General features: G+C 62.8%; 20 protein-coding genes and 1 tRNA gene. 5 read left to right on the top strand and 16 right to left on the bottom strand.

Features of this window, described 5'->3' with window-relative positions; translation table 11 throughout:
* Positions 1-30: 30 nt before the first annotated feature.
* Entirely contained in the window at positions 31-465 is a 435-nt protein-coding gene (locus GR138_RS21605) for a metallopeptidase family protein (protein WP_069061576.1), read from the bottom strand.
* A gap of 349 nt (positions 466-814) precedes the next feature.
* On the opposite strand from GR138_RS21605, the gene GR138_RS21600 reads away from it, so the two are divergent.
* From GR138_RS21600 to GR138_RS21590, 3 genes are all read left to right on the top strand, one after another.
* Positions 815-1,168 (top strand): (2Fe-2S)-binding protein, encoded by a 354-nt coding sequence (locus tag GR138_RS21600; protein WP_160861435.1) that lies wholly within the window; start codon positions 815-817, stop codon positions 1,166-1,168.
* Positions 1,134-1,619 carry a bacterioferritin gene (gene bfr, locus GR138_RS21595; RefSeq protein ID WP_069060575.1) on the top strand — a complete coding sequence of 162 codons (486 nt, stop codon included), beginning with the start codon at positions 1,134-1,136 and terminating at the stop codon, positions 1,617-1,619. Before GR138_RS21600 ends, bfr begins: the two co-directional genes overlap by 35 nt.
* Positions 1,620-1,968: 349 nt before the next feature.
* A complete protein-coding gene (locus GR138_RS21590; RefSeq protein ID WP_160861333.1) occupies positions 1,969-4,938 on the top strand; it encodes a calcium-binding protein in 2,970 nt (989 codons plus the stop codon).
* Positions 4,939-4,989: 51 nt separating this feature from the next.
* Here the strand turns inward: GR138_RS21590 and GR138_RS21585 are convergent, their stop codons facing one another.
* The 10 genes from GR138_RS21585 to obgE all read right to left on the bottom strand — a co-directional run bounded on the left by GR138_RS21585 (position 4,990) and on the right by obgE (position 15,022).
* On the bottom strand, positions 4,990-5,517 hold the full coding sequence (locus tag GR138_RS21585; protein WP_160861332.1) for an RNA pyrophosphohydrolase: 528 nt from the start codon (positions 5,515-5,517) through the stop codon (positions 4,990-4,992).
* Positions 5,518-5,526: 9 nt separating this feature from the next.
* Positions 5,527-6,729 carry a divergent polysaccharide deacetylase family protein gene (locus tag GR138_RS21580; RefSeq protein WP_160861331.1) on the bottom strand — a complete coding sequence of 401 codons (1,203 nt, stop codon included), beginning with the start codon at positions 6,727-6,729 and terminating at the stop codon, positions 5,527-5,529.
* A 72-nt stretch (positions 6,730-6,801) separates the two neighbouring features.
* Positions 6,802-8,124: a S41 family peptidase gene (locus tag GR138_RS21575; RefSeq protein WP_160861330.1), complete on the bottom strand. Its 1,323-nt coding sequence runs from the start codon at positions 8,122-8,124 to the stop codon at positions 6,802-6,804.
* Positions 8,114-9,544: a murein hydrolase activator EnvC family protein gene (locus GR138_RS21570; RefSeq protein ID WP_246200614.1), complete on the bottom strand. Its 1,431-nt coding sequence runs from the start codon at positions 9,542-9,544 to the stop codon at positions 8,114-8,116. Before GR138_RS21570 ends, GR138_RS21575 begins: the two co-directional genes overlap by 11 nt.
* Positions 9,545-9,696: 152 nt before the next feature.
* Positions 9,697-10,179: a 23S rRNA (pseudouridine(1915)-N(3))-methyltransferase RlmH gene (gene rlmH / locus GR138_RS21565; RefSeq protein ID WP_160861329.1), complete on the bottom strand. Its 483-nt coding sequence runs from the start codon at positions 10,177-10,179 to the stop codon at positions 9,697-9,699.
* Positions 10,180-10,307: 128 nt separating this feature from the next.
* The gene (gene rsfS, locus GR138_RS21560; RefSeq protein ID WP_160861328.1) at positions 10,308-10,754 is read right to left on the bottom strand and encodes a ribosome silencing factor; all 447 of its coding nucleotides are present in this window, start codon (positions 10,752-10,754) and stop codon (positions 10,308-10,310) included.
* A gap of 191 nt (positions 10,755-10,945) precedes the next feature.
* Positions 10,946-11,530: a nicotinate-nucleotide adenylyltransferase gene (locus tag GR138_RS21555; RefSeq protein WP_246200621.1), complete on the bottom strand. Its 585-nt coding sequence runs from the start codon at positions 11,528-11,530 to the stop codon at positions 10,946-10,948.
* Between the two features lie 37 nt (positions 11,531-11,567).
* Positions 11,568-12,845, bottom strand: a complete 1,278-nt coding sequence (locus GR138_RS21550) for a glutamate-5-semialdehyde dehydrogenase (protein ID WP_160861326.1) — start codon at positions 12,843-12,845, stop codon at positions 11,568-11,570.
* Entirely contained in the window at positions 12,838-14,010 is a 1,173-nt protein-coding gene (gene proB, locus GR138_RS21545; RefSeq protein ID WP_160861325.1) for a glutamate 5-kinase, read from the bottom strand. Before proB ends, GR138_RS21550 begins: the two co-directional genes overlap by 8 nt.
* 1 nt (position 14,011) lies before the next feature.
* The gene (gene obgE / locus GR138_RS21540) at positions 14,012-15,022 is read right to left on the bottom strand and encodes a GTPase ObgE (protein ID WP_160861324.1); all 1,011 of its coding nucleotides are present in this window, start codon (positions 15,020-15,022) and stop codon (positions 14,012-14,014) included.
* Positions 15,023-15,107: 85 nt separating this feature from the next.
* Between obgE and GR138_RS21535 the strand changes: the two genes are divergently transcribed.
* Positions 15,108-15,968, top strand: coding sequence for an endonuclease/exonuclease/phosphatase family protein (locus GR138_RS21535; protein ID WP_160861323.1), 861 nt, complete (start codon positions 15,108-15,110; stop codon positions 15,966-15,968).
* Between the two features lie 35 nt (positions 15,969-16,003).
* Here the strand turns inward: GR138_RS21535 and GR138_RS21530 are convergent, their stop codons facing one another.
* The 4 genes from GR138_RS21530 to rplU all read right to left on the bottom strand — a co-directional run bounded on the left by GR138_RS21530 (position 16,004) and on the right by rplU (position 18,019).
* Positions 16,004-16,594 (bottom strand): GNAT family N-acetyltransferase, encoded by a 591-nt coding sequence (locus GR138_RS21530; RefSeq protein WP_160861322.1) that lies wholly within the window; start codon positions 16,592-16,594, stop codon positions 16,004-16,006.
* Positions 16,591-17,223 (bottom strand): GNAT family N-acetyltransferase, encoded by a 633-nt coding sequence (locus GR138_RS21525; RefSeq protein ID WP_160861321.1) that lies wholly within the window; start codon positions 17,221-17,223, stop codon positions 16,591-16,593. Before GR138_RS21525 ends, GR138_RS21530 begins: the two co-directional genes overlap by 4 nt.
* 129 nt (positions 17,224-17,352) lie before the next feature.
* Positions 17,353-17,622 carry a 50S ribosomal protein L27 gene (gene rpmA / locus GR138_RS21520; RefSeq protein WP_160861320.1) on the bottom strand — a complete coding sequence of 90 codons (270 nt, stop codon included), beginning with the start codon at positions 17,620-17,622 and terminating at the stop codon, positions 17,353-17,355.
* A 25-nt stretch (positions 17,623-17,647) separates the two neighbouring features.
* Positions 17,648-18,019, bottom strand: coding sequence for a 50S ribosomal protein L21 (rplU, locus tag GR138_RS21515; protein WP_160861319.1), 372 nt, complete (start codon positions 18,017-18,019; stop codon positions 17,648-17,650).
* Positions 18,020-18,363: 344 nt separating this feature from the next.
* Here rplU and GR138_RS21510 point away from each other — a divergent pair.
* Positions 18,364-18,453: transfer RNA gene (locus GR138_RS21510), tRNA-Ser, on the top strand.
* A 182-nt stretch (positions 18,454-18,635) separates the two neighbouring features.
* Here GR138_RS21510 and GR138_RS21505 read toward each other — a convergent pair.
* Positions 18,636-19,373, bottom strand: a complete 738-nt coding sequence (locus tag GR138_RS21505) for a calcium-binding protein (protein WP_160861318.1) — start codon at positions 19,371-19,373, stop codon at positions 18,636-18,638.
* Positions 19,374-19,439: the final 66 nt, after the last annotated feature.

Genomic DNA, 19,439 nt, shown 5'->3' with positions numbered 1-19,439 from the left:
AGGGCGTTTATATAGCGAACTGGCGGCGGCTTAGCCCGCCGCGATCTCTGCGCTCGCCTCGATGCGCTCCATGTCGTCGTCGGACAGGCCGAAATGGTGGCCGATCTCGTGGATGAGCACATGGGTGATGATGTCGCCCAGCGTTTCTTCGTTTTCCGCCCAGTAGTCGAGGATCGGCCGGCGATAGAGCGTGATGCGGTTCGGCATTTCGCCGGTCTCGACGGTAAAACGTTCGCTGATGCCGCGGCCCTCGAACAGGCCGAGCAGGTCGAACGGCGTTTCCAGTGCCATGTCTTCAAAGACGTCGTCGCTCGGGAACTCGGCGATCTCGATGATGAGGTTGCCGGTGAGCGCGCGGAATTCTTCCGGCAGATGGCCATAGGCCTCCAGCGCCAGCGATTCGAACGCGCTGATCGTCGGGGCATGGCGCGTCCGCCAATCGTCGGTCTGGTCTATGCGGGCCATGGGCACTCCTTTGAGCGTCATATAGACGATTTTCAGCGCTTTTCGAGGGTTGAATTTGCATGTCCTGCCTGTCTCCCGCGTGCAAATCGAGCGGATTGCGCGGCAGGTCTGGTTCTATGCCGGGTGCGCCGTGAGACGTGGGCTTTCCAAAAAATCGTCGTCCGGAGCCGTTTTTGCAACAAATCGTGATCGGTCAGTTTGCCGCACGTGGCCTTGCGTACCGACCTTGCCAAGAAGACGTAAGCCTCTGAAAAGGCGACATTTCTATTCAAGATTAGAATGACTCTAAATTAATGAGTCAGTAAGGCTGACCCGTTCATTCTTGACAGCCAATGTCCTCTTTTGCTTAATGCCGGAAACTCAGTACTTTGCGTATAGCAGGCAGGACGAAATGCTGGTTTGCAGCTGCAACTTCATCACCGATAAGGACATTGTCGACGTGATCAACAGCCTCCTCGACGAGGACTGTTGGCAGCTTATCGTGCCTGCAAAAGTCTATCACGCGATGCAAAAACGGGGCCGCTGCTGCGGCTGTTTCCCCAACGTGGTGGACATCATCGTCCGCACCACCGAGCAGTATCACGCCGACCGCCACTCGACGGGCGACGAGATATTTGATTTCATGACCCGCCTCAAACAATTCCATGAAGAAAACAGGAGAGCGGATCTTGAAAGGCGACAAAAAAGTCATCGAGCAGCTTAACGAAGCGCTGCATCTCGAGCTGGGTGCTGTCAACCAGTACTGGCTCCACTACCGCCTTCTCGAGGACTGGGGTTACACGCTTCTCGCCAAGAAGGAACGTGCCGAGTCCATCGAAGAGATGCAGCACGCCGACAAGCTGGTTGCCCGCATCATCTTCCTCGAAGGCCACCCGAACCTCCAGACCGTCGCGCCGCTTCGCATCGGCCAGAACGTCAAGGAAGTGCTGGAAGCCGACCTCGCCGGCGAATACGACGCCCGCAAGGCCTACAAGAAGTCGCGCGACATCTGTCATGACGCCGGCGACTACGTCACCATGAAACTTTTCGAAGAGCTTCTGATCGACGAGGAAGGCCATATCGACTTCCTCGAGACCCAGCTTGAGCTTCTCGGCAAGCTCGGCGCGGAAAAGTACGGCCAGCTCAACGCCGCACCGGCCAACGAAGCCGAGTAACGCTTCCGAGCCCTTCAAAATTTATCGTTTCCAACTTTGCGAAATCCCCGGCTTGTCCGGGGATTTTTCGTTCCCGGGATAGCGCATGCCCCGCCTGTAACCTCGGTAACAGGGCCGCTTCGTCCGCCATCCGTTTCGCCCTTGTCAGTTCCGGACGGAACAGGGACCCGGCTTTTTTTGCAGAATATAGCGGCAGAACGTTTGCAGTCCGCAGCGTTCGATTGGGTGGACGAAGCCGGTCCCGGCTTGAGGCATTTCCTTCCAGGACCTTTGACACATTCCGGCGTGGTCCCCCATCGGGGCCGCGGGCGGCCGGCGCGCGTCCAGAACACACGATGAGGAGACCCGAATGGGTACGATAATGGGTACGGATGGCGTCGACACTCTGCTCGGCAGCGATCTCGAGGATGATTTCATCATGGCGCTTGGAGGCGCCGACAAGGTCAATGGCGGCATGGGTGGTGATACAATCATGGCCGGTGAAGGCGATGATACGGTCAACGGCTCGTTCCAGGACGACATGATCATGGGGGACGGGGGCAAGGACACGCTCTACGGCGACAGTGGTAGCGACATCATCGATGGGGGCGCCGGGGCGGACAAGCTTTATGGCGGCTCGGGGCGTGACATGCTGATGGTCGGCAAGCTCGCGACCGCGTCCGGCGATGTGCTAGACGGTGGATCGGGTACCGATGCGATGATCATCGACTATTCCGATCAGGCGACCGCCCTCAACATCACGATCAAGGACTGGATTTCGCCGCAAACGCTGACCGGCAATGTCAGCGCGGTGAATGTCGAAAGTTTCCAGATCACCGGCACAAATCTCAACGACCGCATTACGGGCGGCAACTATGCCGATACGCTGAGAGGCGGGCGTGGTGACGATGTGCTGTCCGGCGGTCGAGGCATGGATATGCTGATGGGTGAGGACGGCAATGACACGATCCGGGGCGGTTACGGAACCGACTATCTCGATGGTGGCGCCGGTGACGACAAGCTCTACGGTGACCAGGGGACCGACCTGATCAGCGGCGGCACGGGCAACGACACGGTCTATGGCGGCGACGGTCTGGACCTGATCAACGGCGACGCCGGCAACGACAAGCTCTATGGCGACGCGGGCAATGACATCATCGATGGTGGAGACGGAAACGACACGCTGAACGGCGGATCGGGTGACGACATCCTCGACGGTGGCCGTGGCGACGACGTCATCGAGGGCAATGTCGGCAACGACACGATCACCTACACCTATGGTGAGGGCAAGGACACGATCACCGATGTCAGCGGCAGCGACCGCCTGGTCATCGAGGCGTTCACCGGCAATTTCACGGCCAAGGCGGCGAACGTGGTCAATACGCTGGCCGGCGGCACGACCATCAAGGGCTTCGAGCACTACACCATCACGGCCACCGGCTCGGGCGCCAACGTGATCACCACGGGTGCCGGCAACGACATCATCGACACGGCCGCCGGGAAGGATACGGTCAATGCCGGTGCCGGCAATGACTTCGTGGAATTGGGCGAAGGCGGTGCGGACAAGGCGGATGGCGGTGCGGATTTCGACTATGTCTCCGTCGATCGCCGTTCGACGACGACCAGCCTGACCTTCGAAGCCGCAGGTGCCGCCGCCAAGATCAGCGACGGAACGACACTGAACAACTTCGAGGTCATCGAAGTGGCTTTCGGCTCGGGCAATGACGTCGTGAAATCCGTAGGTTCGGCATCCGCCGTGCATTTCCTCGGTTTTGCCGGCAATGACACGCTGATCGGCACGGCCGGCGCCGATACGCTCGACGGCGGTGAAGGCAATGACAAGCTGACCTCCGGTGCCGGCAACGATACGCTGTACGACCAGGGCGGTACCAACACGATCAGCGCCGGCGATGGCAATGACGTCGTCCGCGTCGGCGACAGCGCAAAATCCGTTGGCCACAACACTGTCGATCTCGGTACGGGAAATGACAGCTTCTACCGCACGGCATCCACCGGCAAGCTGACGCTCGATGGCGGCACGGGCACGGATTCCGCCTCAATCGATTTCAGCAAATACTCCACGGGCATCGTCTTCAACCTGTCGCCGAACGTCACGGTTACCGGGGCGCCGGTGACGGTGAAGAACATCGAGCGCGTTTCGCTCATCGGCGGTACCGGCAACGACACGTTCACCGGCGGTGCGTTGAACGATGATCTGCGGGGCGGTGCGGGCAACGACGCACTCACCGGCGGTGCGGGCAACGACACCCTCTCCGGCGATGCCGGTGCGGACACGCTGCGCGGCGGCGAAGGCAACGACACGCTCTATGGCGACGGCCTCAACAAGACCGGAGGCCGCGACAAGATCTATGGCGAGAACGGCAATGACACGGTCGGGGCTGGCATCGGCGATCTTGCGGATGGGGGTGCCGGTACCGACACCCTCAACCTGGACGTCGCGGAGCAGACGAAGGACATCACCTTCACTTTCTCGACAGGCAAGGTCACGGTCGACAGCACGACCAGCTTCAATGCCTTCGAGGCGCTGAACTACGATGGCAGCAAGGGCAAGGACACCGTGACCGGCGGCGCGCTTGCCGACAGGCTGGAAGGCAATGCCGGCAACGACATCCTGCGTGGTGCAGGCGGCAACGACGTGCTGGAAGATGGCGAGGGCAGCGACCAGCTGTTCGGCGATGCCGGAAACGACGTGCTGGTGCGCACCGCGTTCACCGGCAAGGACGTCTTCGACGGCGGTTCGGGCACGGATACGCTGATGTTCGACGATGGTCCGACCTCGGTCGTGCTCGATCTCGAAACCCAGGCGAAGAACAAGGGCCTCGCCCTCGGCCTGACCGTCAAGGGTTTTGAGATCATCCACGGCAGCAGCGCAGACGACGACATCCGCGGTGATGCCAGCAACAACACGCTCTATGGCAATGATGCCGACGACGTGTTGCAGGGGCGCGCCGGCAATGACGTTCTTGTCGGCGGCGCGGGGGACGACTGGCTGACCGGCGGAACCGGCAACGACCAGTTCGTCTTCAACCTGGCGGGCCGGGATGGTGAGGGTGACGTCATCACCGACTTCACCCGTGGCCAGGACAAGCTGATGATCGACCGCAGCGACTATGGTGTCGCGACCGGCGACACGGTTGTCACGCTGGTGGTCGGTGCCGACCCGGTCGCGACCAGCACGAAGGGCACGTTCCTGTTCGAAAGCGACAATGGCCGCCTCTGGTTCGATGCGGACGGCAAGGGGACAGACGCCGATCTGGAACTGGTCGCGACGCTGCAGGGCGTCAAGACGCTGACGACCAGCGACTTCGGGTTGCTCTGATCCTCCCCCAAAGAAAGGCCCCTCCCCGGCGTACCGGGGAGGGTTTTGCCGTCAGGGCGCGAGATGTGCGAAGGCCGCGACGACCTCCTTGTAGACCTGGCGCTTGAAGGGAACGATCAACTCCGGTAGGTCGCGCATCGGCTTCCAGTCCCAGGCGTCGAACTCCGCCTCATGGCCGCCGGGCGGCGGGTTGATGGCGATTTCGTTTTCCTCGCCTTCGAAACGGAAGGCATACCAGCGCTGCGTCTGGCCACGGAATTTGCCCTTGAGGCCGATGCCGATCAGCTGGGTCGGCAGATCGTAATTGATCCAGCGGCCCGCATCGCCAAGAAGCGACACGCTCTTCATGCCGGTCTCTTCGTAAAGTTCGCGATAGGCTGCCGCCAGCGGGTCCTCGTCCTTGTCGATGCCGCCCTGCGGCATCTGCCAGAGCTGTGGCGAACCATCGTACTCGGAATTGCCGACGGGGATCCGCCGGCCGGCCCAGACCTTGTTGTCGGCGTTCAGCACCATGATGCCGACGCAGGGGCGGTAAGGCAGGTCCTCGGCCCGAACCACCTTGTTTTTATCCTTGCTCATCGAAAATTCCTATTTTCTGGCGGGAACGGCTGCAAGCGACGCGACGCCGACGATCTCGATGCCACGACCGCCAGCTTCCTCGCACCATTCGCGAATGGCGTCTACGCTTTGGTCGAAGGCCGACGCCACGCCGATCGCCGTGCCGTTGCGGCGTGCGATACGTTCCAGTTCGTCGAGTTTCTTCAGCACCGCATCGCGCGAAAGGTCGGCGTCGAGCTGCAGGTCGGCAAAGGCATGGGGCGCCTCGACCGCGCCGGCGATCGTGCCCGACAGCGATTGCGCCGAGCTGCCGTCGTCGAGGAAGAACAGGCCACGGTTCGAGATATCGCGAATCACCGGCTCCAGCGCCTCGGCATCGGACAGGAAGCGGCCGCCGAGGAAGTTCACCACACCGGTATAGTTGGTGACCTGGGCCATGGCGCGATGCAGTTCGGCGAGGTTCTTGGTCTCGTTGAAATCGGTGCGCAGCGTGTAACGGCCCGGATCGTTTTGCGGGTAGTCGAAGGGCTCCAGCGGCACTTGCAGCAGGATTTCGTGACCCTTGCGGCGCGCCTCCTGCATCCAGCGCGACAGGCTGTTGCCGCTGGCTGCAAAGGCGAGCGTCACTTCTCCCGGCAGCTGGCGGATGGCACGCTGCGTACCCGTCTGGCTGAGGCCGAGCCCGCCGACGACGATGGCGATACGCGTGCCGCGCGCACCGGACCACGGCCGGGCATACTGGTCCATCGGACGGGTGCCGTCGGGGCCGATGATCGGGATCTTGCCGTCGGATGTGTCTTCGAGCAGGTCGTCATTCGGGAAGGCCGCCGTGCGCGCATCCTGGCCAATGCGGTTCGCCTCGATGATCAGCGGGCCGTTGCCGTCGCGTGTGCCTGGCGAATATTTGCGCACGATGTTGCCGTCGTCGGTCAGCGTTTCCTCGACCTGCGCGCCGGAAAGCCCATTGGCCCGGCGCACGCCGTCCGTGGCATCGGCCGTCTTCTGGTCGGCCTTGGTGTCGGTCGCCGTCTGGGATGTGGCTTCTTCAGCAAGGGTGGTGAGCGGCGCGGTGCGCAGCCCGCTCGGTGCCAGCGATGCCCAACCGGAAAAGCCGAGGAGGCCCACAATGGCGATGGCAAACACGACATTGCCAGCGGAGAACCGTGAGGGTCCCGCCGGTCCTGGCCTTGCCTTGCGGTCCTGGCCGAGAGGTGCGTGAATGTCTGTGCCCAAGGTCAGTCCGCGCTGGCCGGAAGGTGCGGAGGAAAACAGGGCCCGCGCTGCGACGGGCCCTGCGAATGCGTCTTACTTCTTCAGTTCGGCCTTTTCCGGATTGGCCGGGAAGGACGGGTCGCTCTTCTGGCCGCGCAGCAGTTCCAGCGCGTACTGAAGCTGCAGGTCGTCCTTGGCTTCCGGCGGCACATAGGCGGACGAACCCGAACCGGATTCGGTCTCGCTCTGGCCCTGGATGTGGCCGCGCAGGTTCGATTCGCCGGCGGCTTCCAGCTTGCCCTGCAATTCAGGTGGCAGCGGCTGCTCGACCGTGACGTCCGGCGTGATCCCGGTGCCCTGGATCGATTTGCCCGACGGCGTGTAGTAGAGCGCCGTCGTCAGGCGAAGCGCACCGGCGTCGCCCATCGGGATGATGGTCTGGACCGAGCCCTTGCCGAAGGAGCGCGTGCCGAGCACGGTGGCGCGGCGCAGGTCCTGGAGAGCGCCGGCAACGATTTCCGAAGCCGAGGCCGAACCGCCATTGACCATGACGATGACCGGCTTGCCGTCGGTGATGTCGCCCGGCGTCGCGTTGAAGCGGCGGGTTTCATCCTCGTTGCGGCCGCGGGTCGAGACGACCTCGCCGCGTTCCAGGAAGGCGTCGGAAACGTTGATCGCCTGGTCGAGCAGGCCACCCGGGTTGAGGCGCAGGTCGAGCACATAGCCCTTCAGCTTGTCGGCCGGGACCTCTTCCTTGATCTTCTCGATCGCGGCTTCGAGGTCGTCATAGGTCTTTTCCGTGAACGAGATGACGCGGAGGTAACCGACATCGCCCTCGACGCGGGACTTCACTGCCTTCACGGCGATGATATCGCGCATGATGGTGAGTTCGATCGGCTTGTCGGCGCCCTTGCGGATCAGCGTCAGCTTGATCGGCGTGTTGACGGCGCCACGCATCTTTTCGACGGCTTCTTCCAGCTTCAGGCCGCGCACTTCCGCGCCGTCGATCTTGGCAATGAAGTCGCCGGCCAGAACGCCCGCGCGGGATGCCGGCGTGTCGTCGATCGGCGTGATGACCTTGACGAGTTCGTCTTCCATGGTGACTTCGATGCCGAGACCGCCGAATTCACCGCGCGTCTGCGTGCGCATGTCCTCGGCATCCTTTGCATTCATGTAGGACGAATGCGGGTCGAGCGAGGTGAGCATGCCGTTGATGGCATTCTCGATCAGCTGGTCTTCCTTCGGCGGCGTCACATACTGGGCGCGCACACGCTCGAAGACGTCACCGAAGATGGAAAGCTCGCGGTAGGTCGACGAGCCCGCGGCTTCGGCAGGCAATGTTGCCGTGTTGATGACGCTCATCGCCGTGGCACCCATGAGTGCACCGACGAGAACAAGAGAAGCCCTACGTATCATTGCGTGCCTTTCCAGAATATTTTGCGGACCACCACGGCCGGGAATCAACCGGTTTTCCGTTCTTTCGGAATTCAATGTAAAGTGTCGGCTTGTCTGTTTCCAGCGTCAAAGCGTTGACACTCGCAACCCTTTTTTCACCCATCACGGCAAGCGGCTCTCCCGCCACGACGAATTGACCCTCTCGTACATTCACCCGGTCCATGCCGGAGAGAACAAGATGGTAGCCCGCCCCGGCATTCAGGATGATCATGCGCCCATAACTGCGGAACGTGCCGGCAAAGACGATCCAGCCATCCGACGGCGCCGTGACCAGCGCGCCCGGATTGGCGGCCAGCGTCAGCCCCTGCGAATCATGGCCGGTGCCGTCCGCTTCGCCAAATCGGCGCAGAACGTCGCCTGCCACGGGATAATCGAGTTTTGCCTGCAGTTCGGAGAATTCGTATGCCGGAGCAATGCGGTTTTTGTCGGGCACCGCATCGCGCGCGATGGCCCGCGCCTTCTCCCGCTCGGCCGCGCTCAGGTTGCGCAGTTCCTCTTCCTTGGCGCGGGCAAGGGCGGCCGCATCGCGCACCGAGCCGATGTCGCGCTCCAGGCTGCCGATCAGGCCTTCGAGGCTGGTCGCGCGGGCTGCGAGTTCGCCGGCGCGCCGGCGTTCGGCTGCCAGCGTGCGGTTGTTGTTTTCCGCCAGAGCCTCGTTCTGGGCGACCAGCAGCTCCGAGCGCTTCTCTTCCTCGATGCGCACCTGCATCGCGTCGGTCAGCTCGGTCTTTTCGCGGTCGATATCGCTCTTGATGTCCATCAGGGCTGCAAGGTCGTCGACAAGCGCATTGGTTTCCTTGCGGATACCCGGCACGACCGCGCCAAGAAGAATGGCGCTGCGCACGGAAGACAGCGCGTCTTCGGGCGTCACCAGCAAGGCGGGCGGCGGGTTGCGGCCCATGCGCTGGAGGGCCGCCAGCACCTCCGCCAGAAGGCCGCGACGGTCGTGCAGCGAGGCGCGCACACCGGCCTCGCGCTCGCGCATGCCCTCCAGCCGCTTTTCGCCGGCGAGGATCTTCTCTTCCATGTCCTTGCGCGTGGCGGCGGATTTGACGATCGCCTCGCGCAGGCTCTGCCGCGATTTTTCGAGCGTGGCGATTTCCGCTTCCAGCGCTTTTGTCTTTTCCGTCGAGACGGTGATCGACTGGGAGAGCGTTTCCAGCTCCCGGCGCGTGCTGTCGCGGCGAAGTGCCAGGGCTGCGGCCGGATCAGGTTCGGCCTTCGGCAGCGAACCGGTCTTTTCCTGCGTGACCTCGGCCTCGTTCGGCTCGGCGGCAATCGGATGGGGTGCAATGGCCAGCATGATGGCAGCCGAAAGCAAAGCCGGTCGCAGCAGGCGGCCAAACCCTTCATCCCGGTTGATTGTGCCGGTTTTCCTCATCGTCTCCCGAACGTCCGTTCCCACCGCTCTAAGCTGATTTGGCGCTTTCGCCAAGAAATCCCGCGATCACGGAATCACTTGGGCAACAAACAGCGCCAAAAATACGGCCTCTGCCACCCTGCGCTTCCAGCCTTGCGTGGCGATTGCGCATGTCAGCTGCGGTGATACGGGTGGCCGGACAGAATGGTGACGGCGCGATAGAGCTGCTCGGCGAGGAGAATGCGCACGAGCTGGTGCGGCCAGGTGAGTTTGCCGAGGCAGAGGGTGGCGTCGGCGCGGGCGTAGAGCGCCGGATCGAGCCCGTCGGCGCCGCCGATGGCGATCATCAGATCGCGTTTGCCGCCGTCGCGGAAACCGGCGATGAGATCGGCAAAGGCGGGTGAATCGAGCGATTTGCCGCGCTCGTCGAGCAGGATCAGCACGGCGCCGTCGGGCAGCGCCTTTTCCAGCATCGCCGCTTCCTCGCGCTTGCGCGTCTCGGCATTGCCGGCGCGGCTTTCGCCGACTTCGGCAAGTTTGCCGAGTTCGAGGCCGATGGCGGGACCGGCCTTCGCGAAACGGTCAATGTAGCGGGCCGCAAGATCCTTCTCCGGGCCGGCCTTCAGCCGTCCCACCGAAAAAAGTCCAACCCGCATTGCCTTCGTCCTGTCCGTTCACGGTGGCGCGAAATCGCGTCACCCCTGTTCTTCACCGGACAGGTGCCCGGCGTTATCGCGATGCGCAATTCCGGACGCAAAGCCGCGTCGCGCTTTGCCGGAATTGCTCAGTGTACGGTGCCGTCCTCGATCTCGGGAGCTGCCCACATCCGTTCGATGTTGTAGAACTCCCGGACTTCCGGCCGGAACACGTGGATGATGATATCGCCCGCGTCGATCAGCACCCAGTCGCCCGCCTCGAGGCCTTCGACACGGGCATTGCCCAGGCCTTCGTCCTTGAGATCGGAAATGAGGTGATCGGCGATCGCCATGACATGACGGTTCGAGCGTCCGGACACGACCACCATGTAGTCGCCCAGCGCCGATTTACCGGCAATGTTGATGCTGACGATATCTTCTGCCTTGGAGTCCTCGAGGCTTGCGAGGACCAGTTGAAGCGCACGGTCGGCGGCATCGTCGCCACGTCCCGGGCTTTTCGAGAAAACGCTTTTGGCGCTTCCCTTTGCGTGCACTGTTGTCAGGTTCGTTCCTTTCTGGGTACCAGGACAGCACATCTCGTACCGGCATACCGGACCGGTACATACTAAATGTAGGCATCAATAGGTGCCAGTTTCAAGACGTACTTCTGATGGATGGTTTTCTCTAGAGCATTTCCGGTGAATTTCGAAACACCCGAGCTGCTCCAGATTTTTGTTTTTACCGCATTATCCGACGGCGAAGCGATGCCGCTTCGGCTGGACATGCTTTAGCTCTGTGCGGTCCGCAACGCTGTGGAACTTAACCCCGAACGTGGCCCGTGAATGAAGGTCCAGGCGGGCGCTGGGCGACCGGGCAGCGACATGGCATCCTCCTCGTCAACACGGGCATAGTCGAAGGTTTTTGCCATGCGCGAGGAAAGGTAGGAGAGCGTCGAACCCGGACGGTCGATCACGGCGATCGGGAAGGTTCGGGCGATCTTCTGCCAGTTCTGCCACTTGTGGAAATTCTTGAGATTGTCGGCACCCATGATCCAGACGAAGTGCACGCCGCGGTTCAGCGCCTGCACACGTTCCAACGTCTTGGCCGTATAGTTCTGGCCGAGCCGCTTTTCGAAGGCGGTCACCTTGACGCGCGGGCCGGGCGCCATGGCCTCGCTCAGGCGGATACGCTCGGCGAGTGGGGCCAGTTCGCGGTGGTCCTTCAGCGGATTGCCGGGCGTCACCATCCACCAGAGCTGATCGAGCCCCAGGCGGCGGAGCGCCGTTTCGGCGACTAGCGCATGGCCCTGGTGCGGCGGATTGAAGGAGCCGCCGAACAGGCCGACCGACATGCCTTTTTCAACATGCGGCATTTTCAGATAGTGGTCTGCAACCGCGTCCGACGTCACCTCAGGGCCGCACCTGTCCGGTGCCGCGCACCCGGTATTTGAACGAGGTGAGCTGCTCGACGCCAACGGGGCCGCGCGCATGCATCTTGCCGGTGGCGATGCCGATCTCGCCGCCCATGCCGAACTCGCCGCCATCGGCGAACTGCGTGGAGGCGTTGTGCACGAGGATCGCCGAATCGATCTCGGCGAAGAAACGCTCGACGACCGCCGGATCCTCGGCGATGACCGCTTCCGTATGGGCGGAAGACCAGCGGTTGATGTGCTCGATCGCGCCGGAAATGCCGTCGACCAGCGAGACGGAAATGATGGCGTCGAGATATTCCGTCGACCAGTCCGTTTCCGTGGCCGCGACGAGGTCGGGGATGCGGGCGCGGATTTCCTCCGTCGCGCGCACTTCGCAGCCGGAGGCGCGCAGGCCCTCGACCAGCGGTGCCAGATGCGTATCGGCGACGGTGCGGTCGATCAGCAGCGTTTCCGCAGCACCACAGATGCCGGTGCGGCGCATCTTGGCGTTGACGACGATCTTTTGGGCCATGCCGAGCTCGGCCGATTTGTCGACGTAGATATGGCACAGGCCTTCGAGATGGGCGAAGACCGGTACGCGCGCCTCGCTCTGCACCCGCGCGACGAGGCTTTTCCCCCCGCGCGGCACGATGACGTCGATCGATCCGTTGAGGCCAGACAGCATGGCACCCACGGCGGCGCGGTCGGTCACCGGCACATACTGGATCGCATGTTCCGGCAGGCCGGTACTCTTCAGGCCGGCGACAAGGCAGGAATGGATAGCCTGCGATGAATTTACGCTGTCCGAACCGCCACGCAGGATGACGGCATTGCCGGCCTTCAGGCACAGCGCGCCGGCATCCGCCGTCACGTTCGGCCGGCTTTCATAGATCACGCCGATCACGCCGAGCGGCGTGCGCACGCGCTCGATATGCAGGCCGTTCGGACGGTCCCATTCGGCGATGATATCGCCGACCGGATCCTTCAGGTCCGCGATGTCGCGGATCGCCGTGGCGATGCCCTCGATGCGCTCGGGCGTCAGCGTCAGGCGGTCGATGAAGGAGGCGGCAACGCCGCTTTCCCTGGCATTGGCAAGGTCGATGGCGTTTGCCGCGAGAATGGCCTCCCGGCCGGCAAAGATCTCTGCCGCAATGGCCTCCAGCGCGCGGTTCTTCTGCTCGGCGCTGGCAATGGCCAGCGGGCGGGCGGCCGCGCGGGCGTTGCGGCCGATCTCGGCCATCAGGGCGTCGATGTCGGTCTTGACCTGATCAAGCATGGCTCAAATCCTTCCCCGCCTCCTGGGCGATCGGCGTGGAATGGCCGGTCACCACGAGATCGTCCCTGTGCACCATCGCAGCGCGTCCGGCATAGCCGAGAATGGTCGCGATCTCCGCCGATTTCTTGCCGACGATGAGGCGCGCTTCGTCGGCATCGTAGCCGGCAAGCCCACGGGCAATCTCGCGGCCGTTCGTGCCATAGATCGAAACCGTGTCACCCCGCGAAAACGAGCCCCAGACGCCGCGCACACCGGCGGGCAGCAGGCTCTTGCCCGATGCGAGCGCCGTTTCGGCACCGGCATCGATCTCCAGACGCCCGGCCGGCTGCAACTGCCCGGCAATCCAGGTTTTACGCGCCGTCACGGGCGAACCGGAAGGCGCGAACCAGGAGGAGCGGGCACCCTCTTCGACGGCACGCAGCGGATGGTCGACCTTGCCCGACGCGATGATCATGGCGCAGCCGGCGCCCGTCGCGATCTTGCCGGCATCGATCTTGGTGCGCATGCCGCCGCGCGACAGTTCGGACGCCGCCCCGCCGGCCATCGCCTCGATGTCAGGCGTGATCGCGTCGATCGTTTCGAGGAAACGTGCGTCGGGGTCGAGATGTGGCGGGGCCGTGTAGAGCCCGTCGATATCTGAGAGCAGCACGAGCAGGTCGGCGCCCGTCATGGTGGCGACGCGGGCGGCGAGCCGGTCGTTGTCGCCGTAGCGGATTTCCGTGGTGGCGACCGTATCGTTCTCGTTGATGATCGGCACCGCGCCGAGCTTCAGCAGCTGGTTTATCGTCGCGCGCGCATTGAGATAGCGGCGGCGCTCTTCCGTATCGCCGAGCGTCAGGAGAATCTGCCCGGCGACGATGCCATCGGCCGACAGGCTTTCCGACCAGGCACGGGCGAGCGCGATCTGGCCGACGGCCGCCGCTGCCTGGCTCTCCTCCAGCTTCAGCACGCCGGCGGGCACGTTCAGCACCGAGCGGCCGAGCGCGATGGCGCCCGAGGAGACGACAAGCACCTCGGTGCCGCCGGCCCTCAGTGCGGCAATGTCCTGGCACATGGCATCGAGCCATGCCTTTTTCAGCCCCGTCGCCCGGTCGACGAGCAGGGCCGAGCCGATCTTGATCACAATCCGGCGGTACTTTCCGAGCGGTTTGCGGTTTTTCGTCATCTCAGTCGTCGGATCCGGAATTCTTTGCTTCAACGATGACGTCACGCAGCGCCCGGAGCGTGGCGATCATGCCGACATTGGCGATGGCGGACAGCTGGAGCGGTTTCTGCCCGCAGGCTTTTTGAAGCGCCTTGGTCTTTTTCTTCAGTTCGTCCTCGTCCAGCAGGTCGATCTGCGAGAGCGCGACAATCTCCGGCTTGTCGGTAATGCCGCCGCCATAGGCTTCCAGCTCGTGTTTTACCGTCTTGTAGGCCTTGGCGACATCCTCCTCCTGTGCGGAGACGAGGTGCAACAACACGCGTGTGCGCTCTACATGGCCGAGGAAGCGGTCGCCGAGACCGACACCGTCATGCGCGCCTTCGATGAGGCCCGGAATGTCGGCAAGGATGAATTCGCCGCCATCGATCGTCGCGACACCGAGGTTCGGGTGCAGCGTCGTGAACGGATAGTTGGCGATCTTCGGTCGCGCGCGCGTGCAGGTCGCGAGGAAGGTCGACTTGCCGGCATTGGGCAGGCCGACGAGGCCGGCATCGGCAATCAGCTTGAGCCGGAGCCAGATGGTCTTTTCATCGCCCTCGAGGCCCGGATTGGCCCAGTTCGGCGCCTGGTTGGTGGCCGACTTGAAATGCGTGTTGCCGAAGCCGCCATTACCGCCGGCCGCCAACTTGAAGCGCTGGCCTTCCACGACCATGTCGACGATCAGCGTCTCGTTGTCTTCCTCGAAGATCTGCGTGCCCACCGGCACTTTCAGCGTGACGCTCGCGCCATTCGCGCCGGTGCGGTTTCGGCCCATGCCGTGCGTGCCGGTCGAAGCCTTGAAGTGCTGCTGGAAGCGGAAATCGATCAGCGTGTTGAGACCATTGACGGCCTCCACCCACACGTCGCCGCCGCGCCCGCCGTCGCCGCCGTCCGGTCCGCCGAATTCGATGAATTTTTCGCGTCGGAAGGAGACAGCCCCTGCCCCGCCGTCGCCGGACCGGATATAGACTTTTGCTTCGTCCAGGAACTTCATAGGCTCGCCGTTCGCTTTATTTGTATGGTCGTGGTCATTTTGCCGTCTTCGATATAGCCGCTTCCCGCAGAGGTCAAAGACTATCGTGAAATTCGTCAGCTACAACGTCCAGTACGGGATCGGCCTCGATGACCGATTCGACCTGCCGCGCATCGTCTCCAGCATCCACGGCGCCGATATCATCGCGCTGCAGGAGGTGACCCGCAACTTTCACCGCAATGGGAATGTCGACATGGTCGCAGAATTGCAGACCCTGCTCGCCAACCATTACTCCGTCTACTGGCCGGCCTGCGATCTCGATGCCGGCTCGGCGATCGAGAAGGGCCGGGTGGTCAACCGCCGCTTCCAGTTCGGCAACATGATCTTTTCGCGCTGGCCGATCCTGTCGACCCGGCTCATCCCGCTGCCGCGCACGCGTACGCTCGACAAGCTCAACCTGCAACGGGGCGCCACCGAAGCGGTAATTGCCACGCCGAAGGGGCCGATCCGCGTCTACTCCGTGCATCTCGACCATGTCCACCGCGACGAGCGCATCGCGCAGATCCGCTACCTCAAGGACCGCGCCCAGCTTTACGGCTTCGAGGGCGGGGCGATTTCCGGTGCGCATGAATTCGGCGTGGCCGAGCCGCCGGTGCCGGAGGATTATGTGCTGATGGGCGATTTCAACATGGTGCCGGAATCGCCGGAATACTGCGAAATGGTCGGCGGGATCGATGCGCTTTACGGCCGGCAGATCCGTGCCACCCATCCGGTCGATGCGGTGGCTGGTCTCGGCAAGCGCCATGCGGCAAGCTTCAGCTGGATCAACCCCAAGGATCATGCCGATCGCCTCTTCCTCGATTATTGTTTCCTCAGCCATGGCCTCGTCGAGCGGCTGACGGATGCCTGGGTCGACGAAACCGCCTTCGGTTCCGATCACATGCCGGTCTGGTTCGAGCTTTCGTGAGAAAACCGGGGCGGATTTCTCCGCCCCGGTTCCTATCAATGCCGTGGTGCGGCCGGCCGGAAATCGCCCGGCTCCAGCCGTGTCTCGATATGCGCCACCATCGCGCCACGGGCGACACTGAACACATCGCTGCATCCGGTGATGCGGAAGCCCGTCTTTTCCTGCACCCTCAGCGAAGCGACATTGTCGGCGAAGATGCCGGAGTGGATGTCCGTGCCCGGCATCCGCATCAGGAAACGGGCCGTTGCCGCATGCACCGCCTCGCTCATGTAGCCGCGCGCCCAATAGAAGCGGTTGAGCCAGTAGCCCAGCTCCCATTCGCTGCCGCGGCGCTCGAAGGAGACGCAGCCGATATGCACGTCGTCTCCTGCGGTGATGGCGAAGGCCCAGCCCTCGAAGAGATCGGTCGTGATGACCGAGAGCCATTCGGTCGCATCCTGCCGATCATAGGGGGCGGGCACCCGCGCCAGCATGCGCGAGACCTGGAAGTCGGCAAGCGACTGGGCGATCGCGTCCGCATCGGACAGGCGATGCGGGCGCAGCACGAGACGCGGCGTCGTGACGACCGGGCAGGGCCCGGGACCGGTGACGCGCTCGCGGTCGATCTGGGTTTGCATCGCGTTCATCGCATGCCTCCCCAGCTCTTCAGCGAGACCCAGGTCTTGCGGTCGAGCCTGTACCATTCGACGGGCACCATGCCGCCGACCGAAAGACTCTGCACCATGCCAGTCGCCTGGAACTGGAAGCCGCACTTCTGGATGACCCGGCGCGACGGGATGTTCATGACCCGGCAGCGTGCGTCGATCTGCTCGACGTCGCGGGTGCGGAAGACCATGTCGATCAGCGCGTGGGCCGCTTCGGTGACGTATCCCTGGTTCCAGTAGGGCTCGCCCAGCCAATAGCCAAGCTCGACCGTGCGTCCGTCCTCATGCGGTTCGATACCGCAGCAACCGAGGAAGGCGCCGTTGTCGGCTTTGGTAATGGCATAGACGCACTTGCCAATCGCGCCGGCGCGTGTGCGTCGCACGAAATCGGCGGCATCCGCCACCGTGTAAGGGTGGGGCATGCGGGCGACCATGTTGGCGATGTTGGCGTTGTTGGCGAGATGGGCAAGGGCGTCGATGTCGTCTTCGTGCGGGGCTCTCATGACGAGCCTCTGCGACAGCAAGATCGGGCAATCGGTCCTTGACCGTTCAGGCCTCAGCCTTTCCTTGGGAGACCGCGATTGGTCTCCTCTCAACAATTCGGTTTGCATGGTTCAGTCCTCCAGAACAAAAAAGGGGAGATGGGTGTTGCCCCATCTCCCCTGTTTTCTTCTTCAGGCCTGAAACCTGTAGCGCCAGCCGGGTCGATGAGACGCCGGCTGTTTTAGAGCGCTACCGGCTTATTCCGCTGCTTCCGCTTTCGGGGCGACAGACACGTAGACGCGACCGTTGGCCTTCGTACGGAAATTCACATTGCCAGCTGTAAGAGCGAAGATCGTGTGATCCTTGCCCAGGCCGACATTGGCACCGGGATGCCACTGCGTGCCGCGCTGACGGACGATAATGTTGCCTGCGATGACGGCTTCGCCGCCGAACTTCTTCACGCCAAGGCGCTTGGACTCGGAATCGCGACCGTTGCGCGAGGAGCCGCCAGCTTTTTTGTGTGCCATGGGAGTTCTCCTTTACCTGTCCGGATTATTCGGCTGCTGCTTCAGCGGCGGCTTCAGACTTCTTGGAAGCCTTCTTTGCCTTGCCGGCTGCGGCGATGTCGATGATACGGACAGTCGTGTTGTGCTGACGATGGCCGCGCGAGCGCTTCGAGTTCTGGCGACGACGCTTCTTGAAGGCGATAACCTTCTTGGCGCGGCCATGCTCGACGACTTCTGCGGTGACGATGGCGCCTTCGACGAAGGGTGCACCAATCGTCGCATCGGCACCGACGCCGACCATCAGCACTTCGGTGAATTCGATCTTCGCACCAGCGTCGCCCGACAGCTTTTCGATTGTCAGAACGTCGTTGGCGGCCACGCGGTACTGCTTACCGCCGGTCTTGATGACTGCGAACATTTTATATCCTTTCATGTTCGTGCCGGCTCTTTGCCCTGGAAAGGCACGGCCGTCTTTTTGTCAGTCGATTATGGCGATGCATTGGCGCATCACCGGCCCAAATGGTTCCGTGCACGGTGCCACGCTTGAAAGATCCAAGGATGTGCGGCACAAAGAACCAGCGTCGCGGCACGGGCTAAACCTATGCCACTGCACCTTGCGCAATAGGTGAGGCGATGAAAACTGTCAAGGGAATTTCCGTCACCGTGACAAATAGATGAACATTCCGGCCTCCAGCCCCCTTGCAAGCCCGTCCGACACCCGCTATGTACCGCCCCGCGCTGAAGAGCGCCGACCAGCAAAGCGGAGAGGTGGCTGAGTGGTCGAAAGCACCGCACTCGAAATGCGGCATACGGGCAACCGTATCGTGGGTTCGAATCCCACCCTCTCCGCCATATATTCCAACTTTTCAATTGATTGAGCCGGCGCTTGGAGCCGGGTTCCGGGCCGCTTGGCGGTTGGCGGGAGCCTGCGTTTGAGTTTGCGGAACCGTGTTGCGGTCAACGAACGCCGCCGGGGGGATCGGCGGCGTTTGATTGGCTCCGGGATGTGCACAAAGCTGGCCTCGATCGACGCCTTACCAGCTGAAGTCGTCGTGGCTGAGTTCGCTGAGGCGTGTGTCCTCGATCACCAGATAGTCGCTGCCGGCGCGGAGGATGACGTCGGTGCCGACTTGCTTGGCGGCGCTGCGAATGTTGGAATAGCTGTCGAACTGATTGTAGAACGATACGTCGATGCGGTCGTCGCCGTTCTCGAAGTCGGTGAGGGTGTCGCGACCGCCGTTGAAGACGAAGAGGTCGGCGCCTTCGCCGCCGGTCATCCGGTCGTTGCCGGCGCCGCCGTTCAGGACGTCGTTGCCTTCATGCGCGACGATGCGATCGTTGCCGGACTGGCCGAAGATCGTGTCGTCACCCTCGCCGCCGGAAAGCGTGTCGTTGCCCGCCCCGGCATAGATCCTGTCATTGCCTTCGCCGCCGCTGATATAATCGCTGCCCTTGCCGGCGACGGCGTAGTCGTTGCCTTCGTCGAGGATCAGCCGGTTGTTGCCGTCGCCGGCGCGCAGCACATCGTCGCCCTCGCCGCCCCACAGCTTGTCGTTGCCATTGCCGGACACGATACGGTCGTTGCCCGAGCCACCCCAGACCTGGTTGTGGCCGCTGCCGGCATCGATACGGTCATTGCCTTCCTCGCCATAGAGGAAGTCGTCGCCGCCATAGCCGTACAGCAGGTCATCGCCCGAACGGCCATAGAGGTAATCCGTCTGGTTCGTGCCGACGATCCGGTTGTCGTCGTCGTTTCCGCGTTTCGTCACCATTTGAAAACTCCTCGGTTCACAGGCACCATTGCCGTGTTGCGAGGGAAGAACGGGACGTTTGGCGTC

The sequence above is a fragment of the Shinella kummerowiae genome, from assembly GCF_009827055.1.
Classification (GTDB): domain Bacteria; phylum Pseudomonadota; class Alphaproteobacteria; order Rhizobiales; family Rhizobiaceae; genus Shinella; species Shinella kummerowiae.
This window is presented reverse-complemented; position numbering and strand designations above follow the sequence as displayed.